The organism is Campylobacter canis (assembly GCF_045504005.1).
GTDB lineage: Bacteria > Campylobacterota > Campylobacteria > Campylobacterales > Campylobacteraceae > Campylobacter_A > Campylobacter_A canis.
In genome coordinates, this window is record NZ_JBJJXH010000012.1 from 23,929 (window position 1) to 42,413 (window position 18,485).

The 18,485-nt window shown below is 36.3% G+C and carries 14 protein-coding genes, 1 tRNA gene, 2 pseudogenes and 1 riboswitch; of the genes and pseudogenes, 7 read left to right on the forward strand and 10 right to left on the reverse strand.

The features are described 5' to 3' along the window. Nucleotides 1-8: 8 nt before the first annotated feature. The 3 genes and pseudogenes from ACHJH3_RS10180 to ACHJH3_RS10190 form a co-directional block, all read right to left on the reverse strand. Nucleotides 9-1,478: pseudogene (locus ACHJH3_RS10180) on the reverse strand (DNA translocase FtsK); the annotation flags it as partial. Nucleotides 1,479-1,790: 312 nt separating this feature from the next. Beyond that, nucleotides 1,791-2,105 (reverse strand): annotated as a pseudogene (locus ACHJH3_RS10185) (DNA translocase FtsK 4TM domain-containing protein); the annotation flags it as partial. Nucleotides 2,106-2,186: 81 nt separating this feature from the next. Further along, nucleotides 2,187-4,439: a flagellin N-terminal helical domain-containing protein gene (locus tag ACHJH3_RS10190; protein WP_407064707.1), complete on the reverse strand. Its 2,253-nt coding sequence runs from the start codon at nt 4,437-4,439 to the stop codon at nt 2,187-2,189. 141 nt (nt 4,440-4,580) lie between these two features. Between ACHJH3_RS10190 and ACHJH3_RS10195 the strand changes: the two genes are divergently transcribed. The 3 genes from ACHJH3_RS10195 (at nt 4,581) to ACHJH3_RS10205 (ending at nt 5,950) form a co-directional block, all read left to right on the forward strand. After that, a complete protein-coding gene (locus ACHJH3_RS10195; protein ID WP_407064708.1) occupies nt 4,581-5,318 on the forward strand; it encodes a YaaA family protein in 738 nt (245 codons plus the stop codon). A 129-nt stretch (nt 5,319-5,447) separates the two neighbouring features. Continuing rightward, nucleotides 5,448-5,750, forward strand: coding sequence for an HU family DNA-binding protein (locus tag ACHJH3_RS10200; protein ID WP_169942840.1), 303 nt, complete (start codon nt 5,448-5,450; stop codon nt 5,748-5,750). Between the two features lie 113 nt (nt 5,751-5,863). After that, a tRNA-Leu gene (locus tag ACHJH3_RS10205) sits at nt 5,864-5,950 on the forward strand. Nucleotides 5,951-6,327: 377 nt separating this feature from the next. Here the strand turns inward: ACHJH3_RS10205 and ACHJH3_RS10210 are convergent. From ACHJH3_RS10210 to thiS, 6 genes are read right to left on the reverse strand one after another with little or no spacing between them, the layout of a single operon-like run. After that, nucleotides 6,328-7,197, reverse strand: a complete 870-nt coding sequence (locus ACHJH3_RS10210) for an EamA family transporter (RefSeq protein ID WP_407064709.1) — start codon at nt 7,195-7,197, stop codon at nt 6,328-6,330. Nucleotides 7,198-7,257: 60 nt separating this feature from the next. After that, on the reverse strand, nt 7,258-7,842 hold the full coding sequence (locus ACHJH3_RS10215) for a thiamine phosphate synthase (protein WP_407064710.1): 585 nt from the start codon (nt 7,840-7,842) through the stop codon (nt 7,258-7,260). After that, nucleotides 7,835-8,968 (reverse strand): 2-iminoacetate synthase ThiH, encoded by a 1,134-nt coding sequence (thiH, locus tag ACHJH3_RS10220; protein ID WP_407064719.1) that lies wholly within the window; start codon nt 8,966-8,968, stop codon nt 7,835-7,837. The genes ACHJH3_RS10215 and thiH overlap by 8 nt, the downstream gene beginning before the upstream one ends. 21 nt (nt 8,969-8,989) lie before the next feature. After that, nucleotides 8,990-9,820, reverse strand: coding sequence for a thiazole synthase (locus ACHJH3_RS10225; protein WP_407064711.1), 831 nt, complete (start codon nt 9,818-9,820; stop codon nt 8,990-8,992). Next, complete coding sequence (thiF, locus tag ACHJH3_RS10230; protein WP_407064712.1) at nt 9,751-10,353, reverse strand: sulfur carrier protein ThiS adenylyltransferase ThiF; 603 nt, start codon at nt 10,351-10,353, stop codon at nt 9,751-9,753. The genes ACHJH3_RS10225 and thiF overlap by 70 nt, the downstream gene beginning before the upstream one ends. Then, a complete protein-coding gene (gene thiS, locus ACHJH3_RS10235; RefSeq protein ID WP_407064713.1) occupies nt 10,353-10,547 on the reverse strand; it encodes a sulfur carrier protein ThiS in 195 nt (64 codons plus the stop codon). The genes thiF and thiS overlap by 1 nt, the downstream gene beginning before the upstream one ends. Nucleotides 10,548-10,571: 24 nt before the next feature. Beyond that, a riboswitch (TPP riboswitch) is annotated at nt 10,572-10,671 on the reverse strand. 570 nt (nt 10,672-11,241) lie between these two features. Between thiS and ACHJH3_RS10240 the strand changes: the two genes are divergently transcribed. Further along, nucleotides 11,242-11,667 (forward strand): hypothetical protein, encoded by a 426-nt coding sequence (locus ACHJH3_RS10240; RefSeq protein WP_407064714.1) that lies wholly within the window; start codon nt 11,242-11,244, stop codon nt 11,665-11,667. Here the strand turns inward: ACHJH3_RS10240 and ACHJH3_RS10245 are convergent. Then, nucleotides 11,656-12,663, reverse strand: coding sequence for an IS1595 family transposase (locus ACHJH3_RS10245; protein WP_407064715.1), 1,008 nt, complete (start codon nt 12,661-12,663; stop codon nt 11,656-11,658). The two genes, ACHJH3_RS10240 and ACHJH3_RS10245, sit on opposite strands and share 12 nt — an antisense overlap. A 159-nt stretch (nt 12,664-12,822) precedes the next feature. Here ACHJH3_RS10245 and ACHJH3_RS10250 point away from each other — a divergent pair, with 159 nt between their 5' ends. From ACHJH3_RS10250 to ACHJH3_RS10260, 3 genes are read left to right on the forward strand one after another with little or no spacing between them, the layout of a single operon-like run. Continuing rightward, nucleotides 12,823-13,299 (forward strand): hypothetical protein, encoded by a 477-nt coding sequence (locus ACHJH3_RS10250; protein WP_407064716.1) that lies wholly within the window; start codon nt 12,823-12,825, stop codon nt 13,297-13,299. A gap of 39 nt (nt 13,300-13,338) precedes the next feature. Beyond that, nucleotides 13,339-15,297 carry a site-specific DNA-methyltransferase gene (locus ACHJH3_RS10255; RefSeq protein WP_407064717.1) on the forward strand — a complete coding sequence of 653 codons (1,959 nt, stop codon included), beginning with the start codon at nt 13,339-13,341 and terminating at the stop codon, nt 15,295-15,297. Continuing rightward, a complete protein-coding gene (locus ACHJH3_RS10260) occupies nt 15,297-18,218 on the forward strand; it encodes a type III restriction-modification system endonuclease (protein ID WP_407064718.1) in 2,922 nt (973 codons plus the stop codon). The genes ACHJH3_RS10255 and ACHJH3_RS10260 overlap by 1 nt, the downstream gene beginning before the upstream one ends. Nucleotides 18,219-18,485: the final 267 nt, after the last annotated feature.

The window sequence follows — 18,485 nt, forward strand, 5'->3', positions numbered from 1 at the left end:
AGCCAAATTTACAAAATCTCCCTTTGTCCTTTGGCATTAACAGGACTTAGCACACCCATTTGCTCCATCTGCTCGATTATCGTTGCAGCTCTATTGTATCCTATCTTAAGGCGCCTTTGAAGGTAGCTGATGGAAGTTTTTTGCTCACTCAGGACGATCTCTTTAGCCTCTTCGTAAAGCTCGTCAAGCTCACCAGCAAGAGCCTCGCCGGAACATTCGCCCCCGGAGCCTGAAGTTGCGCCGTCTTCTTTTAAGAATTTCTCGTCATAAACAACTTCTTGCTGCTCTTTTAAGAAATTCACTATCGTTTCTATCTCTTTTTCGCTGGCAAACGGCGCATGAAGCCTGATGATACCCGGGCTTCCGGGAGGCGTAAATAGCATATCGCCGCGCCCCAAGAGGCTTTCAGCGCCCATTTGATCAAGGATTACCTTACTGTCGATCCTTTGCCCCACCCTATAGCTGATACGGCTTGGCAAATTTGCCTTTATGAGACCCGTTACCACATCCACGCTTGGTCGCTGAGTAGCTACGATTAGGTGAATTCCGCTTGCCCTAGCCATCTGTGCAAGTCGTCCTATATACAGCTCCACATCCTTGCCGCTTGTCATCATAAGATCTGCTAATTCGTCGATGATAACCACTATATAAGGAAACTGTTCGCCGCCTTCGGCTTTCATCTTTTCGTTATAACTCTCGATATTTTTCGTGCGGGTATGGCTCATAATCTTATATCTGCGCTCCATCTCGGCAACCATATTTGCAAGCGCAGTGATAGCCTGTTTGGCTTGAGTGATAACGGGAGTTAAGAGGTGCGGGATATCGTTATAAATGCTAAATTCAAGCATCTTAGGATCTATCATCATAAGGCGCAGAGTCTGAGGGCTATTTCTATAAAGCAAGCTTAAAAGCATGGCGTTTATGCCCACGCTCTTACCGCTTCCGGTAGTTCCCGCTATAAGAAGATGCGGAAGCTTTTTAAGATCGGTGATAAAAGGCGCCCCTACTATGTCTTTGCCAAGCGCGATAGTAAGAGGGCTTGAGGCTTTTTTATAAATTTCGCTATCTAAAATTTCTTTTAGATATATCGTCTCTATATTTTGGTTTGGCACTTCTATACCCACTACGTCTTTGCCGGGGATTGGAGCTTGGATACGGATAGTCTGAGCGCGCAAAGCCATAGCAATATCATCTTGCAAGGTCAAAATTTTACTCACCTTTATATGCGGAGCTAAACGAAACTCAAATGTGGTAACGATAGGCCCCGTATAAGTGCGAACGACGTCGCCGTCTATCTTAAATTTACGCAATTTATCAAGCAGATCGGATATCTTTTGATCGATCTCAACTTCATTGAAATTATGAGAGCGCTTTGGTGGATCGTTTAGAAATTTAAGTGGCGGAAGTGCGAAATCCTTTGGTTTTTCAATCTTGCCTTTTTCTATCTCGTCAAGAAGCTTTTTGTTTTCTGCCACTTCATTTAAAATTTCAACGCCGTTTATGGTAGATATATTTTTACTGCCTACATCTTCGGCCTCTACATCGATAAAATCTGCTAAATTTTCACTATCGCTATCTTCATTATCAGTGATATCTTTATCTTTTATCTCTCTTTTTTTGGCTTTTTGTGTGGATTTTTTCTGAGTTATCTGTCTTGGCTGCTCAAATTTATGATCGACATAAGTATCTCTTGCGGTAGGTTCTACAAAAGCTTTTTTTAACACTACCGCTATATTTTCTTGAGCTATCAGCCCAAATGCAAGCACAAAAAGCATCACTATAAAAACCCATGAGCCTATCACTCCCACTACATCTTTGAGTGCGTTTATACAAACACTGCCTATGATACCTGCTTGAGTGGAGCTTGAAATAGCTTGAAACATCAAAAATGCAAAAAATAAAATAACAAGCCCAAGCGCAAGCTGAGCAAAGTCAAGATCAAATTTCTTAAAAAATTTATATACGTAGTAGGCAAAAAATATCAAAGCAAACGGATAAATGTAAGCTATAAAGCCGAATAGTTCGTAATTTACTTCACCTAAAATTTTACCGAAGCTTCCTACGAAATTTGCATCAGGAGCTATCGTGGCAGCTCCAAAAAACATCAAAAAAAACACAACTATAACTAAAATCGACTCTCGTAAAATTTTAAATCCTTTATTTAAAAGTCTGATTATAGCGTAATTTTACATATAGTTTAAGAGACTTAGTTGATTTACCTTTGCAACCGACTGAAGCATGGCTTGATAACTCATTACCTTTTGCATCAAATTCATATAGGTTTTTCCATAGTCGGCATCTATGACTTCCGACTTAACCGTCTGGACGTTTACGGAGAGGATTCCCGCTCTTAAATTCGTATCTTTTAGCGAACTGGAAAGCGCTCCTACTTTCGTATGAAGCTTATTTACATGATCAAAGATGTGATCTACTCTTTCGATAGCTCCTTGGATTCCGGAGTTTCTAGGATCAGGACCGTTTGCATCGGCTCTATACTGCCCAAGCCTAACAGCCTCTATCATCTTATCAAGATCGGCAAATATATCAACGCTTGGCTCATCTAAAGTAATGCCGTTATTTGCAGAAAAAGTAAATACCGAGCCCACGCCTTGAGACGTAGCAGGAGTATTTCCTGTGCTATCTCCTGCAAATTTATCCGAATTTCTATTATCAAAAATTCCAACTTCTATAGAAGTATTTGCATTTTGCATATCGGTAACTTTTATCCTGCCTCTATGATCCATATTTACTTCAACGCTTCCTTGTGCGTCTTTAATAGATTGCTGATACGCTAAAAAAGATTTCTCAAGCGGGGCTAATCCAGGAGGATTAACTATGGCATCAGGATTTGGTATATTATCGCTAGCCACAAAAGAAATAATATCATTAAGCTGTCTAAAAGTTACATCTTTTGCATGAGTTCTTACGCCATCTATACTGTCCGTTACTGGATTGTATACACTATCCCATACGGGAGTATTATAGTTTACTGCTGTACCGTCAGGCTTTGTTCCTTTTATAGTAAAATTCGGATTTAGCCCATTCAGACTAAACGTCATAGAAACGGTGTAGTTTCCGCCATTCTTTGATTTTATACTCATATGCAAAGATTGACCATTTAGATTGTATTTGCCTTTTTCACCGTCATATAAATTTTTAGTTCCCGCGACTTCGCTTAAAGTCGTCTTATCCGTAGCATAATTACCCGTCGCTCTTGAAATCTGCGAAACGGTTCCTATTACATGCTTTCCTTCGTTTTTAAAATTTACTTTATCGTAATCAAAAGCATTAAACTTACTGCCGTCCAAATTTGTATAATTACTCTTTACAAATTCGGTTATCACAAAATCATTAGGATTGGCGTCTTTAAGAGCTTTCAGGTCTTTCATGCTATTAATGGCGTTAAATGCATTAGAAGCGTTGTTTATATTTGCATTAGTTAAAGAATTTACGTCCGCAATCTTTGCCGTAGCGCCTATCATATGAAAATCAATAACCTGATTTCCCTTGGTTAGATCTTTTATATTGATTTGCCCTTGGTTGTTTATCGTAACTTCTACGGCTTTGCTGTTTGGAGTGTTGCCGTATTCGGTGCCTATTTTTTCCAGCAGATCTTTTATGGAGGCGTCGGAAGTCATTTTAAATTTGCTCGTAAATGAAGTCCCGTCAGGCTTTTTACCTTGAAGGAAAAAGGTCGTATTTTGAAATTTCTTAGCATTTGGTCCGACGAAGTCAAGATCCGAAAGCCCTGTTTCATCTTTTAGATAGTTAAAGCCTATCATATTTTGAAGCTTACTCTCCTCATTTAGGTATCTTACGTTATCTTTCCTGTTAAGTATGCTCTGATCGGTTAACGAAACATTAGCGCTTAATCGCTTGTTATAATCCATATCCCTGCCCAAAAATAGCTCGCTTCCAGTTAGATTATAAGGCAAATTTACCTTCGAACCTCCAACTACGTTCATAAGCTGAGAATTTCCAAAATACTCATTTGTAGTTCCGTTGATAGGCTTAGTGTTTATGGCGCTTCCCGAAAACAAAAATTGTCCGTTGATTGATGTGTTTGCGATATTTACAAGATGATTTTTTATGCCTTGCAGATCATTTGCAAGAGCCTCTCTGGAGGTCTTTGAGTGATGTTGATTACCAGCTTGAACGAGCTTTGACTTAAACAGCTCAAGCTTTTCTTTAAAATCCTTTAAAGATTTATCGGTATTTAAAGAAAAACTGCTTGCTTTAGATGTAGCGTCCTTTATCTGCTCAAGAGTTGCAACTTCGTAATCAAGCCTCATTCCGTCATTATAGATACTGCTATCTTCAAAGGAATTTTGTATCTTAAGCCCGCTTGAAAGTTGAGTGTTTAGCCTGTGAAGCTCTCTCATGTTTGTTTGATAGTTGTAATTATCGTTAAATTTCATCATCTGGTTTGTAATTCGCATCGCAAATTCCTAATTAAATTTTCATTAAACTTTAAAAGCAAATAAAGTTCCAACGTGCAAAATATCGTCAAAATCTAAAATTTATTTAGTTTAGAGTATGATCTGTTTTTAAATTTTAATTTCAAACCATAAGGCATCATGATGAAAATTTTGTTTTCCCCAAGCGAAGCCAAAACCGCCATAAAATCTACGAAATTTATGAGCAAAGATAGCTTTATATTTCCGAATTTATATGAAAAAAGAATGGAAATTTTAAACGCTTATAATGAATTTTTAAAATCCGCTTCGGAAGATCAAATTTTAAAGCTATTTGGATATAAAAAGAGCTATGAATGCGATGATCTAAGAGAAGATATTTTTAAAAGAAGCGTTATAAAAGCGGTTTTAAGATATGACGGAGTTGCGTATAAACATTTAGATTATAGAAATTTAGATAAAGACGCTCAAAATTTCATAGATAAAAACGTGCTCATATTTTCAAATTTATATGGTGGCATACTGGCAGGCGATGAAATAGCAGAATACAAACTAAAACAGGGCGAAAAAATAAACGGACTAAATATAGAGAAATTTTACAAAGATAACTTCTCAAATGAGATTGACGCATGGATAGACGATGAAGCGGTTTTAGACCTTCGCGCGGGATTTTATGAAAAATTTTATGACATTAAAGTTCCTTTCGCGACTTTTAAATTTATAAAAGATGGCAAAGTCGTTAGTCATTACGCTAAAGCATACCGAGGAATAGCGCTAAAAGAGGTTGCTAAAGCAGATATAAAAACGATTGAAGAACTTGGAAAACTAACGATAAATAACTTAATGCTAATTGATATCAAAAAAAGCGGTCTTAAAAACGAATTTTTGGTGGAAATTTTATAAAAATCTTAAATTTGAGCCTTTTTTATTAAAAAAAACTTATTTTTGTTCAAATTTAGCTTAAAAAACTATTGTGTTTTTTTAAAAAACGTTGTAAAATGCGATTATATCACTTCTTAAAAGGATGGTTCTATGAAAAAAGCTGAATTTATTCAAGCTGTTGCCGACAAGGCTGGTCTTTCTAAAAAAGATTCTCTAAAAGTTGTTGACGCTGCTTTAGAGACAATCAAAGAGGCGCTTACTGCTGGCGGTAGCGTTAGCTTTATAGGTTTTGGAACTTTCAGCACAGCTGATAGAGCTGCTAGAAAAGCAAGAGTTCCTGGAACAAAAAAAGTAATTGATGTTCCTGCTAGCAAAGCTGTCAAATTTAAAGTTGGCAAAAAACTTAAAGAAGCTGTTGTAGCCGGCGCCGGCAAAAAAGGCAAAAAGAAATAATTTCTTTTCATAGAAGCTCCTTGCGGAGCTTCTTAATTTATCCTAATTTTAAATATTCTTTCAAAATTTAATATATCTTTTATCTCTTTTAGGTAAAATACAATTCTTTTTTGGCCCGAGTGGTGAAACTGGTAGACGCGCCAGACTCAAAATCTGGTAAGGGCAACCTTGTGTCGGTTCGAGTCCGACCTCGGGCACCATGTATACTTTTCAAAGCTTTTTATATTTTTTTGATTTTTTATCAATAGACACTCTAAAACATGATATTTTACTAAAAATACTTTTTCATTAATTATTTTCTTTTATCTCTTGCTAGATTTTTTACGGAATTTTTAACGGATTTTTTATAAAAATCCGCAAAGAGAATAACAATACATAAAACAAATTGAAGTAGATGTTTTACCTTGCTTAAATATTTCAAAGAATCATTGCAATACTTATAATGACTAAAATTAAAAAGTTTTACTTAGAATACCACAAACACAGCAACTGTTTTGTATAAAATTTAAAAACCTAAACCACAATTAAACTCTTTTAGCTATCAAATTTCAAAACAAGCCAAAAGAGTTTAATAAATTTAGGCCACACTTTTTCTTTCATAATAAGTAATTATTTTATTGTGAACCAAAAGTGAGATATATATGACCGCTCCGCCAATGATAAGACGAACAATGTCTGCGTCTTTATGCCAAAACACTAAATTTACAATTATGGCAGCAGGTATAAGCGCGTTATTCATGATTGCCAAAGTGCCGCTATCAACCTCGCACGCACCTTTGTTCCACATAAAGTATCCAAGCCCGCTAGCTCCGATTCCAAGCCATAGAAGCACTAAAGACTGAGTCATATCAAGTGAAATTTTCTCAAAATTTCCAAACATGCCAAACGCAAATCCCGTTACCAAACAAGCTCCTACAAAAAACCAGCCAAAAAGACCCTTTTGTTCGTTAAATCCTTTATCTTCAAGTAAAAATTTATACGCACTCTGCCCAACGCCAAAGCATAAATTTGCGCCCTGAACCATTAAAAATCCAAGCCAAAAATTGCTATTTACGCCACCGTATTTGATGATAAAAGCTCCCAAAACCGCAACCGCAACGCTAAGTAGATAAAGAGGTCGCAAACGCTTAGCGAAAAGATCATAAACCACGCTCACATAAAAAGGTGTAAATATCGTAAAAAGCGCTACTTCAGGCACACTTAGATACAAAAACGAGTTATAGTAAAAGATATACATAGCTCCTATTTGAATAGCTCCGATAAGTGTGATTTTAGCATATATGGCGGCATTTTTTGCCTCAAATTTCATAAAAGGCAAAAAGACTAAAAGCGCTAAAACAACACGCGAAAATGCCGCAAAATAGCTATCTACCCTGCCTGCTAAAAACTCCCCTATCAAACTAAAACTAAAAGCCCAAAGCAACGTTACAAAAACAAGTTTATTCACCGATTATCCTTAATAAAAATTTTAAAATGATAATAAAATAGCCTTAAATCTAGCTTCCCGCTAGCTTTGATCAAGTTTCAAAAACTCCCTCATCATGCAAGCTCCGCTAGCTCCAGCGTCTTTTATCTGGCTTAAATTTTTAGCATTTATCCCACCTATAGCGTATGTTTTGATGTTTAAATTTGCACAAATTTCTTTTAAAAATTCTAGTCCTCTAGGTGGCGTACTCTCATGACTTTTGGTTTTAAAAATATGCCCCGCTATGACATATTTTGCACCTAAATTTTGTGCCATAATGGCTTCGTCAAGAGAATGAACCGAAACTCCGATAGTTAAATTTTCATTTTTAACCAAGTCTCGTTTCGTTTTTGTCTCGTTAAATTTTAAAAACTCTCCAAAAGGAAGGTGTAAATTTTTAACTCCAAGCCTTAAAGCAATATCCAAATGAGTATGCAAAATAAGCCTAGTGCTTGAATTTCTAGTGATTTTTAGCACCTCTAAGGCCAAATGTTTATACTCACACTCATCCAAGTCCTTTTCTCTTAAGATGACAGCATTTGGCTTTTTTTCGCTAACTATGCGCGATAAATCGCCTAAAAAATCACTGCTTAAATGGCGATTTGTAATGCAAATAAGCTCAAACATAGATATGATTACTCATCACAGGTTGCAGATTAAGCGCTAAGATATCTTTATAAATTTCATCCACACCACGAGTATCGTCTATCTCAAACTGCTCATCGCCTCTTTTGACTCCATCCAAGTGAGTGCCGACTCCCACGCTAACTCCTGCTGAAATTTTGCTTGCGGCTACTTTTATAATACCGTTTCTAAATTTCGCATTCTCGCGCGTTGAGATCGTGATATTAGCAAAAGGAAGAAAAATTCTATAAGCGCAAATCACCTGAAAAAGGCTTTTTTCATCAACTTCGCCCGCATTTACTTCACTTTTATTTTTAGCAGGTCTTAGCCTAGGGCAGGATATCGCGATTTCTGCATGCGGGTATTTTTGCTGAATGAAATTTGCATGAATCGCCGTCGCAAAAGCATCTTTTCTAAAGTCATCAAGCCCAAGCAAGGCGGCAAATCCGACACCTCTCATTCCTCCCATAAGAGCTCTTTCTTGGGCATTAAAGCGGTAAGCAAAGCTCATCTTTTGTCCGCCGATATGAACCTTGGCATATTTTTCGGGATTGTAAGTTTCTTGAAACACTATCACATAATCCACGCCGCACTCATGCAAGTATGCGTATTCATCGGAATTTAGCGGATAAATCTCAACTCCGACATTGCTAAATAGCTTTGAAGCCTCCTTGCAAGCTTCGCCAATATATTTTAAATCGCGCTTCTTAGCGCTCTCACCCGTAAGGATTAGCACATCCTTAAGCCCGCTTTTTGCGATACTTTCAAGCTCTGTTTTTATCTCGTCTATCTTTAGTCTTAAGCGCGAAATTTTATTATGCGAGCTAAATCCGCAATACACGCAGTTACTGTCACAAAAATTTGAGATATAAAGCGGGGTGAAAAGCTCAATGCCGTTTCCAAAATGCCTTTTCATCTCACTTTGAGCGCGCGCCGCCATCTCTTCTAAAAACTTGCCAGCCGCAGGACTTAAAAGCGCACGAAGCCCTTCTGCATCGACACGACTCATACCAAGAGCTCTTTTTACATCAGACTTTGTATAGCCCTCATAGTTGTAGTTTTCACGCAAATTTAAGACACGATTCATCAAGCTTTCATCTATGCGTTGCATGCCGTCCATATAGCTCATCACGTCAAAATTTTTCACGCCCTACTCCAAAAATCCACTTAGCGGGCTAGACGCTCTTGCCGCTTCGCTAATCTCGCCAAGCCCCGCCAGATAAGCAAGCCTACCAGCCTCAATAGAGAGCGCAAAAGCTTTTGCCATCGCTCGCACATCTCCTGAAGTTGCTATAGCGGTATTTGCCATTACCGCAGCGCAACCCATCTGCATAGCCTCGCAAGCCTGAGCAGGGTTTCCGATGCCCGCATCAACTATCACGGGCAGTTCTATCTCATCTATTAAAATTTTGATAAATTCACGAGTGGCAAGCCCTTTATTTGTACCGATAGGCGCTCCAAGAGGCATCACGCAAGCAGCACCCGCATTTACAAGATCGCGAGCCACGTTTAGATCAGGATACATATAAGGCATTACGACAAAGCCCAAATTCGCAAGTTTTTCCGTCGCTTTTATCGTCTCGTAGTTATCGGGTAGCAGATATCTACTGTCTTTTATACACTCGACTTTAACGAAGTCGCCACATCCAAGCTCGCGTGCAAGCTTTGCGATACGCACGGCCTCATCTGCATTTCTGGCTCCTGAAGTGTTTGGCAGGATGGTGATATCTTTTGGGATAAAGTCAAGTATATTTTCACTTCCGCCTTCATTTACTCTGCGAAGCGCGAGTGTAACGATCTGAGCTTTTGCGTCTTTTATCGCAGCCTCAAGTAAAGATAGAGAAAATTTGCCCGAACCCAAGATGAAGCGGGAACTAAATTTATGCCCGCTAAGCTCTAAAAAATCATCTTTCACGCATGCTCCTTTTTTGCTCTTTGCAAAGCCAAGTTTAGCACCAAATTCGCCATCATGCCCGCACATATACTTACTCTTGGGCTCATTACACCATCTTTCATATCACTTGTTTCATCACCGCAAACATAAAATTTTTCATTTACTTTTCGCACTTTCATCTCTCCGCTAATTCCCGACATTCCGCTACTTGCTATAAACACGCTATCTAAATTTGCAAGCACGAAATTTGCAAGCATAGCCTTTTGTTCGGCGTTATCAAACGCTTCGCAAATCACGTCAAAGTTTTTTAAGATTTCTTTTGCGTTTTGACCGGTTATCTTAGCCTCTATCGCCTCGATTTGCACTTGCGAAATACTTTCCAAAACTTCTTTAAGTACCACTACTTTTGGCTTGCCAATATCTTTTATAAAGTAGTGCTGGCGGTTTAGATTGCTTAATTCAACCGTATCAAAATCAATTATCGTGAGCTTCTTAACGCCTGAGCGCACAAGCATAACGGCTAAATTCGAGCCTATCCCGCCCGCTCCGCAAATAGCGATATTAAGCTTATTAAGAGCTTCTGTAGCTCCTGCTACATTTCGGCTAAACATTCTACTCATCAGCCGCCACCCACGAAGCAGACTATCTCTACCTTGTCGCCATCGTTTAAAATGGTATCAAATTTATCTTTTGGCAAAATTTCACCGTTTAATTCGGCTACAACTTGCTCTATTTTAAAATTTTTACTTGAGAGAAAATCTTGCAAATTTCGCCCTATAAATTCGCTCTCGTCTTTGCCGTTTATAATTAGCATATTTTGTCTTTGGATTAAATTTGCATCAGAAGTAGCGCATCTTCCTACGTCGGCATTATCCGCTTCAGGTTTAAGGGTCTAAGGCTTGCACCTAATCTCAGCTAACGCTCCCCTGACACATGCGTGATTATAACTTAATTTTTTAAATTTGCCGCTTGGCAATACGAAACTAAAATAATAAATTTTATACCTACCACAAGCCTATTGTTACTTTATAAAAATCACAATTAATTATAAATTTACTCTTAAAATCAAAGTAAGCCAAAATTCAATTGATTTCCAGCAAAAATCCTATGAATACGGATACAATGCAGGCAAAAATGGTAACTTGATTTGCAGTGATGCCTAGATTAAAAAGCTTAGTCGTAAGCGGACGTAGGAGATTTTGGAATTTTGGCTTTAGCTCATAAATAGTCATAAAAGCTCCAAAAAATATTAATAGATAGTATTATTGTATAAATTTTCTTATACCAAATTTAATTTTAAATATCCTGCAACCAGCACTTCCAGTCAAATAATTGCCATCTTAATTTCATAGTGGGAATATAAGTTTATATTTCACTCTTTTTCTATCTTCTTCTTATCCTCTCTTTACCGGTATTATGTAGCAACCGCAACCAACTTCTATAAAATAATCAGATAAAATTCTAACCATATTAATCGCGTATAACAATTGTAGTAAAAAGGGAAAAATATGGCAGAAACTCACGTAATATCGGCTTTAGTAGCCAAACACGCAGAGCTTCAAGGCAGAATTAAATCATATCAGGAAGCGATAAAAGAGGTAAGAGATGAAATTTCAACTATCTCAAAAAGTATAAAGATATTTGATCTGAACTACGACTTAAGAAAAATAGCACCCAAGAAAACGAGAGAAAGATATTTTAAACATAAAGAGCTAACAAGACTCGTTATAGAATATATAAAAAACAACGACAATGTCGATATAAATGAATTAACAGAGTATGTAATGAAAGCAAAAGCTCTACCGCAAGAGCTTCATAAATCGATATACGGCGGAATTTACACCGTTTTAGAGAATTTAGTTCGTCAGGACGTAATAGAATGCCGTATTGCAAACGACGCAAAACGATATCGTATAAAAGTCCTAAATGCCTAATCTTTCGGCTACTATATGATTTCCTTGCCAATAACCGCAGAATTCATTTGAAATTCCTCTATCTAAGCACTTCTTTAAAATATCTCGAAAGATAAAGCCGTTATTAAATCGCCTTGTATCCTCGCGGTAAGCTATCTCATTGGCATAATTAGATAGATATAACGTGCCGAGCTTATGGCATTGTCCGTATTGAAGCCTGCGAAACCTTGAGTTGTAGCTTTCGCTTTGATTGTTGTTTTCTCCGTTTATACCGCAATACTCTACGGCATGATTAACCACTCTGTGATCGTAATGAGCGATAAAATTTGAATATCCGATATTCTCGTCCGTGTGCACTTCGCTGCCTCTTACGATAAATCTATGAGCTATACGACTTAACTCCACCCCATTTTCGCTTCTTAAAATGAACGTTCTCGTGCGATTTGCTCCGATACCGAATTCGTTTCTTTGCCTGAGCGATATAACCACTCGTTTATTGGGCTTATATGCCTTTCTACGATCTATTCTTTTTTCTAACCTATTCTTAGGGCGAATATAGCCGTTAACATACACTCCGTCCATTTCGACTACGCCTTGAAACGGTCGCGAACTATCATAATCCATTAGGCTTTCGCGAATTTTATGAAGTAATACCCAAGCGGTTTTATATTGAACGCCCAAGTCGCGAGAGAGTTGTAGCGCCGAGATTCCTTTAGCAGCATTAACGAATATACAAATAGCCATAAGTATCGTTTGTAACGATAGTTTGTGTCCATGAAAAATCGTGCCGCTCGTAACGCTAAAGAAGCTAGCGCACTCTTTACATTTAAACTGCTTGCGAGAGGCTATGAAGTAAATTTTGCCGCTACTGTCGCAACAAGGGCATACCGGGTTACCTTTGGTTTCAAACCAACGAACTTGTTTAAAAGCTGCAATAGCTTGGAAGTCATTCATTCTGGCAATTTTAATAAGAGATAGCTTGCGAGCTTCGGCCGATAGTAAAAAGTGTTGAGCCATATCTAACCTTATTTTATATATTACAGGTTTAATTATACTGAATAATATATTATAAATAGCTTAATATTGAATATAAATCAGTAATTAAAATATTGTATAATATATGGCATGGATTTTTAAGTCTTTTTTTACTAAAATTATGAATACGAAAGGAAATGGATGAGCTTAAAAGAAACTTTGCTTCAAATTCATCAAGGCATTGAAGCCAAGGAGCTGCAAAAAATTAGCAAGAAAGAGATAGCCACTAGGTTAAATATAGCTACTATTACCTATGTAGAGTGGCTAAGAGGCAAAAACGAGCCGTCGGCCATGAGTGCTATGCTTAAAATGTTATCGATGCTCGACGATGAACGGATGCTTATGGTTATAAGTAGTTGGAGATACAATAAAAAATTCTTTAAGCTATCTGACATAGTGTATAAAATTCATAAGCAAATCGAAGATAAAGAGCTAAGAAATATCTCTCAAAAGGAGATGGCTCAAAGAATCGGTGTAGCTCACAGCACCTATACGGCATGGCTAGGAGAGGTTCAAAAACCGATTGCTATACCAGCCTTGCTTGATTTGCTTGCGATGCTTAAGGGTGAGGATACGACAAGGATTGTTAGAACTTGGCAGATATTGAGAGATCAATAACTTATAATATTTTAGGGATTTTAAGGGGCTCAAAATAATATGAAATTTCAAAATAAATATAATAAACAACAAGGGGTTGCGATTTTGGATAAAGAGAATATTAGCGATAATTCTGGTATTACCGTAAATAGCGAGCAAATTCAAGCATTAAAGGATATTTTTCCAAATTGCTTTGATAAGGACGGTAAGTTTATAAAATCTAAGCTTGATAAGGCTTTGCGAGATAGCAAGATAAACTTTGCCAAAGAAAGCTATACCCTGGATTGGCTTGGTAAGTCTTACGCAAGGCTACTAGCAAATGAAAAGCCGCTTAGCGTAATGAGCGAAGATAAGAACTTTAATCTTAATAAGACCACTGAAAATTTACTCATCAAAGGCGATAACTTAGAGGTTTTAAAACATCTTAAAAATGCCTACTATAAGTCTATCAAGATGATTTATATAGACCCGCCTTATAACACTGGCACGGACTTCATCTATCAAGACAAAAGAGAATTTACTAAAGAAAAATTGTCGCAAAAGGCTGGAATTAGTGAAGAAGAGGCACAAAGAATACTTGAATTTATAGACAAAGGTTCAAATTCTCATTCAGCTTGGCTAACCTTTATGTATCCTCGGCTTTACGTTGCTAGACAGCTTCTTGAGGATGACGGTGTGATATTTATCTCAATAGACGATAACGAGCAGGCGCAGTTAAAAATGCTTTGCGATGAAATTTTTGGGGAAGAGAATTTTATTGCCAACTTAATATGGCAAAAGAAAAAAGGTGGTGGCGGAAGTGATTCAGAATTTTTTCAAAAAGAACACGAATATGTTTTATGTTACACAAAGAAAAGTTGGAAAATACTTGATAAAACAGATGAGTATAATGAAACTGATTTTAATAAAACAATCAATAATAGAAGAGCAAAAATTAGAAAACTTGAAAAAGATGGCGATAATGCCTTGCGAATTGATAGACCAACTCTTTATTACCCCATCAAAGACCCAAGCGGCAATGATTTTTATCCAGTTGCGCCAAATAACGAAGATGGTCGTTGGCGTAAAAAACCTGAAAATTTAGACAAAGATCATATTTTTTGGCAGGAAAATTCAAGGGGGCGTTTAACTCCTTATGAAGTAACATATTTTGATGAAGTTGAAAAAGAAAAAATTATAAAAACTAGGACTATATTTACAGAATTCGGAACTACCACAGAGGCTACAAAAGAAATACAAACTTTATTTAACGGTAAAAAAGTTTTTGACACACCAAAGCCTACAAACTTACTTAAAAAATTAATGCAAGTTGGCACCGATGATGACGATATCATTTTGGACTTCTTTGCTGGCTCTGGCACGACAGCTCACGCTGCAATGGCTCAAAACTTAGAAGATGGCGGTAGCCGCAAATTTATATTAGTCCAACTCGACGAGAAATTAAAATCAGAAAATAAAAGTCAAAAAATAGCTTATGATTTTTGTAAAAATGAGCTGCGAATACAAGAACCTAGCATTTTTGACATTACAAGAGAAAGACTAATAAGAGCCAAAAATAAGCTGGTCGAAGTAAATCAAGATAAAGATATGTCTAAATTTGACCTGGATTTTAAGATTTACGAGATTATCAAAAAAGATAAGTTTATAGAGGATATGGAGCGATTCGATAATAATGCGTCGTTACCATTATACGAGTGCGACGCAAACGCTATTGTAACTACTTGGAAACTTTATGACGGTATTAAATTAGATAAAAACCTCGAAGAAATAAAACTAAAGGAATATATTGCGCACTATGACGGCGACAAGAAACTATATTTAATTAATCCAAACTTCACGCACGACGATTTAGTGGCATTGGTAGAAAAAATAGACTCCGATAAAACATTTAAACCCAATGTTATAGTGATATACGGGAAACACTTTGAAAGCGCAATGCAAAACGAAATTTGCCACAACCTCAATGTCATAACCAATGCAAAGTCAATCGAGCTAAAAATTATCATAAGGGATATCTAATGGCCGGTTTTACTTACGAACACAATTTGCCGCACCAAGAAAAAGCCGTTAAATCCATCCTTGCTATTTTCAACAATACCATTAGAGAAATTAATAACAACCAAATTTTAGCCAACTACTCAAATCCTCGTATAATATTTTTAGACAGAGCTCAATTTTCAAAAAATATAAAAGAAATTCAAAAAGACAACGACATTGACACTAAAAAATATCACGATAAAAATAGCAATATCGTTGATATTTCAATGGAAACTGGCACTGGTAAGACCTATACATATACTAAAATGATGTTTGAGCTAAATCAAAATTTAAGTCAATGTAAATTTATTATCGTCGTGCCGACTCTTTCAATCAAAGCTGGAACGATAAATTTTTTGGAATCAAGTGCCACTAGAGAACATTTTAGAAATATATATTCAAAAGAAATAAATTTATATATCGTTGAGAGCAAGAAAAATACTAAGGCAAAAAAAGAAGTTTTACCGCAAGCTATAAGCGATTTTGTAAGCAAGCAAATTCAACCAGATAAAGGAATCGAGGTTTTGATTATTAATCAAGGTATGTTAAATTCGGACACTATGGACAAACGATATCAAAAAATGCTAAATGATATGTTTGATAATCCATTTGAGGCGCTTGAAAGTATAAGCCCGATAATCATCATAGATGAACCGCACAGATTTAAACAAGACAATAAAACCTTTAAAAATATAGAAAAGATAAAAGCTCAATGGATATTTAGATTTGGAGCAACGTTTGATGGAGAAGAAAAAAATTTAGTTTATAGGCTAAATTCGGTTCAGGCTTTTAATGATGACCTGGTTAAAGGTGTTAAGATTTTCATTAGTGATTTTAACGATACGGCGCAAGAGAATGCGAGACTAAAGCTTATAGATTTTAACAAAAATGAAGCAACCTTTGAACTTGATGGCAAACAGCACATAATCCATAAAGCGCAACCGATGAAAGAAATACACCCCGACTTGGGTAATCTACAAATAGAGAATATCGCAAAAAACTTCGTGCTTTTGTCAAATGGCCTGGAGCTAGCCAAAAATAGCGTCATAAATCCCTATTCTTACAATGAAACTCTTGCCGAGAAAATGGTAAAACAAGCCGTCGAGGAACATTTTAAGCTAGAACAAGCTTTCTTTGAAAGAAGAGATAAGATTAAGCCGCTCACTCTGTTTTTTATAGATGATATCGATGGATATAGAAATAAAGATGGAAATTTCAGACTTTTTTTTGAAAAACTTATTGAATCTAAAATAAACAAGATTTTAGAAAACGAAAAGTCTAAAAGTGATAAGAACAGAGCTTATATCGAATATCTCAAAAAATCTCTATCTGATATAACGCTTACGCACGGCGGATATTTTTCAAAAGATAATAACGATAATGACGAAAAGATAGAGCAAGAGATAAACGAAATTTTACACGATAAAGAAAGCCTTTTAAGTATTGATAATCCTCGTCGTTTCATCTTTTCAAAATGGACTTTAAGAGAGGGTTGGGACAACCCTAACGTATTTGGTATATGCAAACTGCGCTCCAGCGGTAGCGTTACGTCAAAATTACAAGAAGTCGGACGCGGACTAAGACTACCAGTGAATGAATACGGCTCACGCATAAAAGACGGCGGATTTTATTTAAACTATTTTGTGGATTTTACTGAAAAAGACTTTGCCGAAAGCCTAATCAGTGAGATAAATTCTAAATCCAATATCGCCGATTTTAGTGAAAACGAGAAACTAAGCGATGAGTTAATTCATGCCATTTGCAATAGCTATGAAAACCTTGAAAGCGATAGCTTGCTTAATGAAATAGGTGAAAAAGGCATTATCGACTTTGGTAGAAATTTTAAAGAAAACGGCTTTGATGAACTTAAAAAGCTATATCCGCAAGCGTTTATTGATAGAGGCGTGAGAAAATCTAAAATTATTAACTCCAGCGATAAAAAACAAGCGGCGCATATTAGAGTCGGCAAATACGACGAGCTAAAAGAGCTTTGGGAAAAAATCAATCAAAAAGCTATATTGCAATACAACATTAAGGATGAAAAAACCTTTTTAGGCCTACTTACCAGCTTTTTGAAAGAAAATAAATCAAATTTCAAAGTCGGCGCAGTAGTTTCAAAAGAGCAAACTATGAAATTTGACGGCAATATGGGGTATTATGAAACATCTTTCAATATAAGTGAGGAAATACTACCGATATCGTATATGAAATACGGCGAATTTCTGTTAAAGCTATCTAGCGAATTAAAGGCTAATATCAATACTTTGCACCAGGCTTTTTGTAAAATTTATCGAGAGCAAGACAAGATAGATATCAACAACTTTTTAAGCAATCAAACCATTAGATTTATTAAGCACGGTTTTTCAAAATATATATTAGACAATTCCATTAGTAATTTTTCCGTAAAATACCAAAAAATCCAAAATCTAATAAACATACATCCTACGAAATTTACGGACAAGGACGGAAAACCACTTAGCGAGATACAGGCTGGAAATTTAGGAGCAGAAAAAAGCGATGGGGTAGCTGTAAGTAGTTATTTGTTTGATGAGATATACTTTGACTCGGAGCTTGAAAAAGAAAATATATCTGAAAACATTGATACAATAACGGTATTTACAAAAATTCCTAAAAATTCAATTAGAATTCCAGTTAGCGGCGGCGGCTCATACAGTCCAGATTTTGCATACGTCATACAAGATAAAGAAGCAAATAAAACATTGCATTTGATTGTAGAAGTTAAAAATAAAGAGGAGCGTGATTTATTGAGCGATGAAAAACAAAAAATAGCTCACGCAAAGAAATTCTTTGAAGCTGTCGACGATAATGTAAAAATAGATTTTAAGACGCAATTTGCAACTCAAAAAATTAAAGATTTAATTAGTGAAATTATGATGAGATAAATTTGGAAAATAAGGATATTATTTTAGCTCAATGGAAACCTTAGATATAGTAATTTTAATGACTATTCCAATTAAATGAGATTGGAAATCCTAGTAGTTTCTTTGTCGCCATTTTATTGTTCTTGATTCGGATATTTATATTAATAAATTTTTAAAATTTTGAATTGGGTGTATTTGCTACATAATATCGCTCTTTACTTTCCATCCTCCATTTCATCCTCCTCATACAATCACTCTCTAAATCAAAAAATCCAAATAGATACTCTT